The organism is Paenarthrobacter sp. CM16 (assembly GCF_013179505.1).
GTDB lineage: Bacteria > Actinomycetota > Actinomycetes > Actinomycetales > Micrococcaceae > Arthrobacter.
In genome coordinates this window covers 1-6,420 of the sequence record NZ_JABMCX010000269.1, presented here as the reverse complement: position 1 = coordinate 6,420, position 6,420 = coordinate 1, and the positions used below count along the sequence as shown (strand labels likewise).

Sequence of the window (6,420 nt, the reverse complement as noted above, 5' to 3'; positions counted from 1 at the left end):
ACAATCGGTATCAACAAACTTGGCACACTATTGAGTTCTCAAACAACAGACACACCCGGCACCACCCAAACCCACCAAAGGGTCCAAGATCGCTCCGGAGCAACTTTTCAAACTTACCCGAACCAGCGGAACTTTGCAAATCAGCGTTTCCGCGATTCTCACTCCGTGACCCAGCCCCACCCGTCACAGACACGCTCAAAAGCGCACCATTTTCAGGCTGTCATCAGAGGGGGTTGGCCTCCGCGGTTCTCAGCTCCAAGCTGTCTCACTCGCGGCGACTCAGAAGACATTACACGCCCGCACGCCCCGGCACAAATCACCCCCACCACCACCCAAAACCCCCGCAAACACGGGCCAGAAAGCCCCACAAAAGCCCCAAACCATGCCCAACCCGCCAAAAACAGCACAAGTGAAGCCCGTCACAACACCCAACCACCCAACCCGGCCACCGACACCACCCAACGGCAACCACCGCCGTCGCGTATTCCACCAACCCCAAGGACCCGAAACAAGCGACCGCACCAAACCCGAGGGACCTGAAAGAGCATCCGTCTCAAGCCCGAGGGACCTGAAAGAGCATCCGCACCAAACCCGCGGGACCTGAAAGAGCATCCGCACCAAACCCGCGGGACATGAAAGAGCGAACCCCCTCAAGCCCGAGGGACATGAAAGAGCATCCGCACCAAACCCGCGGGACCTGAAAGAGCATCCGCACCAACCCCGAGGGACCTGAAAGAGCATCCGCACCAAACCCGAGGGAAGTGATAGAGCGTCGGAAGGGAGCGGTGGCGCCCGGCAGCGCGCGCTAAAGCCACGAAAGAGCAGCGGCCCGAAAACCAGGAACCGCACCCACTAACACCCGGCGCACCAACCGCACCCGCCGCACCCACCAGAAGCGGGCTTAAACGCAAAAAGGCCGGCAACCATAACGGTTGCCGGCCTTTTCAGGGCTTCGTGATTACCAGGAAGACTTGGTGATGCCCGGGAGCTCACCGCGGTGAGCCATGTCGCGGAAGCGAACACGGGAGATACCGAACTTCTGGAGCGTGCCGCGGGGACGGCCGTCGATCTGGTCGCGGTTACGCAGACGGATCGGGGAGGCGTTGCGGGGCAGCTTCTGCAGGCCGAGGCGTGCAGCTTCGCGTGCTTCGTCAGTCGCGTTGGGATCAACCAGGGTCTTCTTCAGTTCGAGACGCTTGGCAGCGTAACGCTCAACAATGACCTTGCGCTGCTCGTTGCGAGCAATCTTTGACTTCTTTGCCATGTGTTTAGCGCTCCTCTCGGAATTCGACGTGCTGGCGGATCTTGGGGTCGTACTTCTTCAGGACCAGACGGTCAGGGTCGTTACGACGGTTCTTGCGGGTTACGTAGGTGTAACCCGTGCCCGCGGTGGACTTCAGCTTGATGATCGGACGTACGTCCTTGTCCTTTGCCATTAGAGCTTTACTCCTCGTGCCAGGATGTCGGCGACGACTGAGTCGATGCCGCGTACGTCGATTGTCTTGATGCCACGGGCTGACAGAGTCAGCGTGACGTTACGGCGCAGGGACGGAACCCAGTAGCGCTTCTTCTGAATGTTCGGGTCGAACCGGCGCTTGTTGCGACGGTGCGAGTGCGAAATGCTGTGTCCAAAGCCCGGCTCGGCTCCGGTCACTTGGCAGTGTGCTGCCATGACTCTCCTCCAAAGATTGAATGTAACGGCGTGCAGATGTTCCTGCGTTACCGTGCGACAGGCAGCGTCCGCATCCGGGTCCAAACCATTTCGGTAGTTTCCGCAGCAAGTGCGGCGAAGGAGGTTGGCCTCAGGACCGGGCAGTGAAAATCACTGCAACAGATCCTGGGATACCGGGCGAATACAGGAATGCACGCAACTTGAGCCCCTAACTACCGGCCACCGGGATGTCGGAAAAACCGACAGTCACCACCAACCGGAGCAATTGCACACGAACCGCACTACCTAGCGCCTAACTATTCTACGGGTCCGGCCAAATTAAGACCAATCCGGCATCATAAGCCCTGCCAGCCGCGGCCAAGGCCACCAGCACATCGCTGGCGGGTCGCAGGTCGCATAACCCATCCCGGCACCCACCAGGCCGGACTACTGTGGCCGGATCAGTTCCGGGTATTTCGGGTTCAATCCGTCGCCGGAAGAGACTCCCCGGACACGGCGGGCCACCCAGGGTGCTGCGGATTCGCGGATCCACCGGGCGTTGGCCTTCAACGCTTCTACACGGTTCATCAGCCGGACGGGAGCCAGTTCCGGGACCTCAATGACGTGTTCGTGCTCCAGGACTTCGAGCACCCGCTTTGCCATGTTGACGTGACCGGCGGTGGACATGTGCATCCGGTCCTCACCCCACAGGCGCCAGTCGTCGTATTCGTCGAAACGCCAGTAGTCCACCAGCAAAGCGCCATGGTTCTCCGCGATCTCCCGCACCAACTCGTTGTAGATCGCTGTACGGCCGCGCATTGCGCTGAAGACTTTGGAGCCCTTGGCATCAAAGCCCGTAAAGAGGACCACCGTGGCTCCCGACGCGCTCAACTTGGCGATGCCGGCGTCGTACTCCTCAAGAAGCGAGTCAATATCGATCTTGGGCCGCAGGATGTCGTTGGCCCCGGCGTACAACGTCACCAACGTGGGGTTCATGGCGACGGCTGCGTCAACCTGCTCCGCCATGATCTGCCGAAGCTTGCGGCCACGGATGGCAAGGTTGGCGTAACCGAAGTCCTCATTGCTGCGGGCCAATTGTTCGGCCACGACGTCGGCCCAGCCACGAACACCGTTGGGGCGGCGGGGATCATCGTCTCCAACCCCCTCAGTGAAGGAGTCACCAAGAGCAACATAACGGGCAGAAAAATCCATGCCGTCAGTCTGCCACTTCAGCGCTCGAGGCCACAAAGCACTTACGAATCACGGAGGATCCAGTGGTTGTTGTCCAGGCGTGCCACAATTTTCTCGCCAATCCGGGCGAGGTCTGCCACATCGTCCGGGGTCAGGGAATCCAGCATCAGGGTCCGCACGGATTCCACATGTCCCGGGGCGAGGGAAACGATGGTGGCCATGCCGGCTTCGGTGAGGTGCGCAACGGTCACGCGGGCGTCGCCCGGGTGCGCCTGCCGCTCCACCCAACCACGTTTCTGCAGCTTGGTGACCACGTGGGACAGACGCGACAAGGAGGCACTTGTGCGTGCGGCCAGCTCACTCATGGGAAGGTATCGGCCCTCGGTTTCGGAGAGCATTGCGAGCACGTTGTAGTCGAAGAGCGACAATTTCCCTGCCGACTGAAGCTGGGTATCCAAAGCCGAGGGAAGCAAGGTGTTGATGCTCAGCAGGGCCAGCCAAGCACGGCGTTCGTCGGCATTGAGCCAGCGGGGTTGAGTCATGAACCCATCTTAGGAGAATTCACAGCTTCCTTAGGTCCGGGCTGCGGCCCAACCGATAGGCTGGGCCGCATGTTCGTAGTCTCCTTGACCTACAAAGTTCCCGACGACATTGTCGACTTCCATCGCCCCGGCCACATGGCCTGGCTTAAGGACGCGTTCGACGACGGCATCTTCCTCGCGTCCGGACGTCGCGTCCCAGCCACGGGCGGCGTGCTGCTCTCCAAAGTGGACCGCGCAACCTTGGATGCTTCCCTGGCGCAGGACCCGTTTTACAGCAACGGCGTAGCCGAATTTGAGATCATCGAATTCACGGCAACCAGCGTGGCTGAGGGCTACGAAAACCTGCTGGACAGCTGAGGTATCTGCGCTTTCGCAGTACCCAACCGTTCGGGCAGCACCACCGGCATGAGTTCCGGCCATCGCGCCCGCACATGGTCGCCGCTCGATACGCCGCGAAGCCTCCGCGAAAACCAAGGGCCGACGTCGCGCCTCAGCCAGGCGACGTCGTCGGCGATGTTTTCGGCGCGGGTCCGCGGACGGGGAGCTGCGAGGGCCGGCGATTGGATCGAGTGCCGCGCACCGATCACCTCGAGAACTTTCTTGGCCATGTATTTGTGGCCGGGAGTGGACATGTGCAGGCGATCGGGAGCCCACATCCGGGGGTCCTGGAATTTCTCGAAGCACCAATAGTCCACCAAAAGCGTTTGGTACTTGGCGGCGATCCGCCGAATGCTGCGGTTGTACATGGCCGTGCGGACCTTAAGGGGTTCGAGCAGAGGCGACAAAGGAACGTTGTAGCCCGTGAACATCAGGACCGTGGCGCCGGTGGCTGTGATCCTTTGGATAGCCTCCTCATAATCCTGGATGAGTTTGGCCATGTTGGGCCGGGCCATCAGGAGGTCGTTGCCCCCGGCATAAAAGCTGACCAGTGTGGGTTTCATAGCCAAAGCAGGCTCGATTTGCTCGTCAACGATCCGCTGCAGGCGCCTGCCCCGGATGGCCAGATTGGCGTATTCCACACCGGAGTTGTGCCGTGCCAATTCTTCTGCCACCCGGTCGGCCCAGCCCCTGCAGTTGTTGGGGAGCCGGAGGTCGGTGTCGCCCACGCCCTCCGTGAAGGAATCGCCGAGCGCCACGAATCGCGTCTGTTCCGTCACTGCTTTGCCCCTTCCATGAGCTTTTTAAGGCCGCCTTTTCGCGGGACTTTCACGGGCTGGGGCCAGCGCGGGCTGAGCGTATCGCCAAGGGTGACGCCGCGAAGTTTGCGGCCGAACAACGGGACCACCCAATCGTTGACCCATCGGCGCTGCCGGCGTTCCCACTCGCGCATGGACATGCGGGTGGGTGGATCCCATTCTTTCGGGGAGATCTTGTGCGGTATATTGAGGTGGTCCAGGACCTGCGCGGCCAAATACTTGTGCCCCGCTTTGGACATATGAAGACGGTCAGGGGCCCACATCCGGGAGTCCTTGTAAGCGTCGAAGCACCAGTAGTCCACCAGGACCGCACCGTATTTATCGGCAATCTCACGGACTCTTTGGTTGTACAAGGTGTTGCGCTTCTTGAAGGGCTCCAGAACCGCGGAGACTTTCACATCGAACCCTGTGAACAGGACCAAAGTGGCCCCGGTTTCGCTCAATCGTGCAACGAGCAGCTCGTAGTCGTTGAGGAGCGCATCCATGTCGGTGCCGAAGTCGAGGATGTCGTTGCCGCCGGCATAGAGCGTAATGAGCGTTGGCTCCATGGCCAGGGCGGGCTCGAGCTGTTCATCGATGATGTGCCGGAGCCTCTTACTTCGCACGGCCAGGTTGGCATATTCCCAGCCCGGCTGCGCCTTGGCCAACTTTTCGGCCACACGGTCCGCCCAACCGCGGACCCCGTTGGGCAGGACCTTGCTCACGTCCCCGACGCCCTCGGTGAAGGAATCCCCGATGGCGACAAACCGCCGTCGAACCTTACTCCCGTCCCCGAATTCCTCCCGCACCCAGCCGACGCTACCGTTCCCCGGTTACACCGGAGCCAACCCAAAGTGAACAAGCGAACGGGAGGTGAAAGAGCGTCGGCCCCAAACCCGAGGGAAGTGAAAGAGCGTCAGCCGCAAACCCGAGGGAAGTGAAAGAGCGTCGGAAGGGGGCGCCCGCAAAGCAGTACAGCCGGCTTAGCCCTCGGCTTTGCCTCGGCGCCAGTAGCCCATGAACGCAACCTGCTTGCGGTCAATGCCGACGTCGCGCACCAGGTAGCGCCGCAGCTCCTTGATCACGAACGCTTCACCGGCGATCCAGGCGTAGAACGGCAGGGCGCCGGCAGGCAGCGTCGGGTTCTTGGAGGCTTCGATGGCGGCGGCGTCCATGCGCTGCGGCGTTTCCCACAGGATGTCCTGGTCCACGTTGACGTCTTCGGGCTCGGGGCCTGCGGCTCCGGAGCCCTTGATGCCCACCCATCCGGGGACGGGAACAGCCTTGGCGACCGCTTCCTTGAGCAGTTCGCCGTGGGGACGTGAGCGTCCGATGGCCGCGCCGCGGGCGAGCCACGTGATTTCGATGTCTGCTGCCGTGGAGATGTCCTGGAAGTCGCCGGCTTCGGGGACCTCGAGGAAAGCGTGGCCGGTCATGTCGGCGGGGAGGCTTTCGAGGATGGCGCTGATGGCGGGGACAGCTGTTTCGTCGCCGGCCAGGAGCACGCGCTGTGCCAGGCCCGGACGCCATTCGATGCCACCGTAGGCTCCGGCCGTGGTGCACTGGGCTGCGCGGTTGTTGGGGCCGATGATGGTGATGGCGTCACCAGGTTTCGCGCCCACCGCCCAGTTTGCCGCGGGGCCGCCGTGGCCGGCGTCGTCGAAGTGCATGACGAAATCGATGTCGATCTCGGGGTATACGGCGTCCAGGCGCTCGGAGCGGACGGTGTAAGTGCGCATGTCACCGCGGACGGATGGGTCCATGGCAAGCCACTCCTGGTACCAACCGGCTTCCTCCATCTTGAAGGGAGGCAGCGGAATGACGTTACCGGAGGCATCGAAGGACGGGATCATCAGTTTCA

The 6,420-nt window shown here is 61.7% G+C and carries 9 protein-coding genes; 1 reads left to right on the top strand and 8 read right to left on the bottom strand.

The window, feature by feature from the left end; translation table 11 throughout:
* Positions 1 to 958: 958 nt before the first annotated feature.
* From rpsN to HP499_RS19125, 5 genes are all read right to left on the bottom strand, one after another.
* Entirely contained in the window at positions 959 to 1,264 is a 306-nt protein-coding gene (rpsN, locus tag HP499_RS19145; protein WP_011776360.1) for a 30S ribosomal protein S14, read from the bottom strand.
* Positions 1,265 to 1,268: 4 nt separating this feature from the next.
* Positions 1,269 to 1,436: a 50S ribosomal protein L33 gene (rpmG, locus tag HP499_RS19140; RefSeq protein ID WP_003798558.1), complete on the bottom strand. Its 168-nt coding sequence runs from the start codon at positions 1,434 to 1,436 to the stop codon at positions 1,269 to 1,271.
* On the bottom strand, positions 1,436 to 1,672 hold the full coding sequence (gene rpmB / locus HP499_RS19135; RefSeq protein WP_011776361.1) for a 50S ribosomal protein L28: 237 nt from the start codon (positions 1,670 to 1,672) through the stop codon (positions 1,436 to 1,438). The genes rpmG and rpmB overlap by 1 nt, the downstream gene beginning before the upstream one ends.
* Before the next feature lie 426 nt (positions 1,673 to 2,098).
* Positions 2,099 to 2,863, bottom strand: a complete 765-nt coding sequence (locus tag HP499_RS19130) for an SGNH/GDSL hydrolase family protein (RefSeq protein ID WP_172325750.1) — start codon at positions 2,861 to 2,863, stop codon at positions 2,099 to 2,101.
* A 41-nt stretch (positions 2,864 to 2,904) separates the two neighbouring features.
* Entirely contained in the window at positions 2,905 to 3,384 is a 480-nt protein-coding gene (locus HP499_RS19125) for a MarR family winged helix-turn-helix transcriptional regulator (protein WP_172325749.1), read from the bottom strand.
* A 69-nt stretch (positions 3,385 to 3,453) separates the two neighbouring features.
* Between HP499_RS19125 and HP499_RS19120 the strand changes: the two genes are divergently transcribed.
* Complete coding sequence (locus HP499_RS19120; RefSeq protein ID WP_172325748.1) at positions 3,454 to 3,741, top strand: YciI family protein; 288 nt, start codon at positions 3,454 to 3,456, stop codon at positions 3,739 to 3,741.
* Here HP499_RS19120 and HP499_RS19115 read toward each other — a convergent pair.
* The 3 genes from HP499_RS19115 to HP499_RS19105 all read right to left on the bottom strand — a co-directional run.
* Positions 3,717 to 4,541 (bottom strand): SGNH/GDSL hydrolase family protein, encoded by an 825-nt coding sequence (locus tag HP499_RS19115; RefSeq protein WP_172325747.1) that lies wholly within the window; start codon positions 4,539 to 4,541, stop codon positions 3,717 to 3,719. The two genes, HP499_RS19120 and HP499_RS19115, sit on opposite strands and share 25 nt — an antisense overlap.
* Entirely contained in the window at positions 4,538 to 5,368 is an 831-nt protein-coding gene (locus HP499_RS19110) for an SGNH/GDSL hydrolase family protein (protein WP_172325746.1), read from the bottom strand. The genes HP499_RS19115 and HP499_RS19110 overlap by 4 nt, the downstream gene beginning before the upstream one ends.
* 174 nt (positions 5,369 to 5,542) lie before the next feature.
* The coding region (locus tag HP499_RS19105; RefSeq protein WP_172325745.1) for a siderophore-interacting protein at positions 5,543 to 6,420 on the bottom strand (878 nt) is incomplete at its 5' end.

What these genes read in the sequence shown, in the direction of transcription:
- HP499_RS19130 (WP_172325750.1), bottom strand. Translation starts at nt 2,863, where the DNA reads ATGGATTTTTCTGCCCGTTATGTTGCTCTTGGTGACTCCTTCACTGAG.
- rpmG (WP_003798558.1), bottom strand. Translation starts at nt 1,436, where the DNA reads ATGGCAAAGGACAAGGACGTACGTCCGATCATCAAGCTGAAGTCCACC.
- rpmB (WP_011776361.1), bottom strand. Translation starts at nt 1,672, where the DNA reads ATGGCAGCACACTGCCAAGTGACCGGAGCCGAGCCGGGCTTTGGACAC.
- rpsN (WP_011776360.1), bottom strand. Translation starts at nt 1,264, where the DNA reads ATGGCAAAGAAGTCAAAGATTGCTCGCAACGAGCAGCGCAAGGTCATT.
- HP499_RS19120 (WP_172325748.1), top strand. Translation starts at nt 3,454, where the DNA reads ATGTTCGTAGTCTCCTTGACCTACAAAGTTCCCGACGACATTGTCGAC.
- HP499_RS19125 (WP_172325749.1), bottom strand. Translation starts at nt 3,384, where the DNA reads ATGACTCAACCCCGCTGGCTCAATGCCGACGAACGCCGTGCTTGGCTG.